Raw genomic sequence first — 1,576 nt, forward strand, 5'->3', positions numbered from 1 at the left:
CCGGTCGGGCTGTCGACGCTGGCGGTCGCGGTGGGCGAGGAGGCCGAGACGGTCGAGGAGGTGGCCGAGCCGTTCCTGGTCCGCGAGGGCCTGCTCGCCCGCACCCCGCGCGGGCGGATCGCCACCGCCGCGGCCTGGCAGCACCTGGGCCTCACCCCGCCGCCGCAGCCCGGCCGGGCCGCGGCGGCGCCCCAGCCGGAGCTGTTCCGCCCCGACGGCGGCTGAGCCGACCGGCCCGGGGCTGGGCCGTTCGGGCGGTGTGCGGGAGCCCCGGCCGGGCTGGGCCGGACGGGTGAGGGCGGAGTGTGTGCGGACCATCCGGGCCCGCCCGGCGGGCGGCCGGGGGAGCCGGGGGAGAAGTCCCGGGAAACTGTGCAGGCGGAGGCTCGCCACTTTCGGCGGCAGGATGCGATGCTTGGCGTTGTCCGATCAGTTCGGGGTCGCCTAGACTCCGCCGGACCGCCCCTCTCACCTGACGGGACGACCAATACCACACAGGCCGCCGGTCGGCGGCCCGTAAAGGACCCTGGCTGCAGTGAACCTCATCATCCTTCTCCTCCCGATCATCGCGATCGTGCTCATGTTCCGGTCGCAGAAGAAGCGCCAGCAGCAGATGCAGCAGATGCAGACCGCGCTGGAGCCGGGGGCGGGCGTGCGGACCATCGGTGGCCTGTACGCCCAGGTGAAGGCGGTCAACGAGGAGACCGTCGAGCTGGAGATCGCGCCGGGCGTGGTCAGCCACTTCACCAAGAGCGCCGTCGCGGCCGTCCTGGACGCCGCCGAGTACGACGCGATCATCAACGGCCGCCCGGCCGAGGACGAGTCGGCCGAGTCGGTCGACGCCTCGGACGAGGACGCCGCGGCCGTTTCGGCCGACGCGAAGCCGCTGTCGTTCGACAAGGACGACGCCGCGAAGGCCGAGGTCAAGGCCGATGCGAAGGCCGAGGCCGAGGGCGGGGCTCCCGCGAGCAAGTAGTACGGTCGGGCACCAGCCCGGCCGCGCGGCGCAGTGCCGCGAGCCCACAGGACTCAGGGCCGCAGTCCGCCACACCCCGTCCAGCCACCGAGCCGGGCGGGGGTCGGTGGGGGGAAGTGGCATGGACAGGGAGAAACGAGCAAGGTGGCAACACCCAAGTCGCGCCCGCGCGACGGTTACCCAGGGCGGGCGCTGGCCCTCATCCTGGTCGTCACCGTCGGACTGGTCGCCCTCATGTTCGGGACGGGCCACACCAAGCCCCGCCTCGGTATCGACCTCGCCGGCGGTACCAGCATCACGCTGAGCGCGAAGTCGACCGATCCCAAGGCGATCAACAAGTCCAACATGGACATCGCCACCGGGATCATCGAGCAGCGGGTCAACGGGATGGGCGTCTCCGAGGCTGAGGTCCAGACCCAGGGCGACCGCAACATCATCGTGAACATCCCCAAGGGCGGTGACAAGCAGAGCGCGGCCGACCAGGTCGGCACCACCGCGCAGCTGTACTTCCGCCCGGTCCTCGCCCTCGCCCCGAGCGGCGTCCCGGCCCCGGCCCCGAGCGCGACCCCGTCCGCGGGCGCGACCGGCACCCCGAGCGCC

General features: G+C 72.9%; 2 protein-coding genes and 1 pseudogene. All 3 read left to right on the top strand.

What is annotated here, in order from left to right:
• A partial coding sequence (locus tag AB0N76_RS39790; RefSeq protein ID WP_363565741.1) for a Holliday junction DNA helicase RuvB C-terminal domain-containing protein occupies positions 1-225 on the top strand: 225 nt, incomplete at its 5' end.
• 310 nt (positions 226-535) lie between these two features.
• Positions 536-976 (top strand): preprotein translocase subunit YajC, encoded by a 441-nt coding sequence (gene yajC / locus AB0N76_RS39795; RefSeq protein ID WP_363565742.1) that lies wholly within the window; start codon positions 536-538, stop codon positions 974-976.
• A gap of 144 nt (positions 977-1,120) precedes the next feature.
• A pseudogene (locus AB0N76_RS39800) lies at positions 1,121-1,576 on the top strand (protein translocase subunit SecD); the annotation flags it as partial.

Source organism: Kitasatospora sp. NPDC093806, from assembly GCF_040683335.1.
In the GTDB taxonomy this organism is placed as follows: Bacteria; Actinomycetota; Actinomycetes; order Streptomycetales; family Streptomycetaceae; genus Kitasatospora.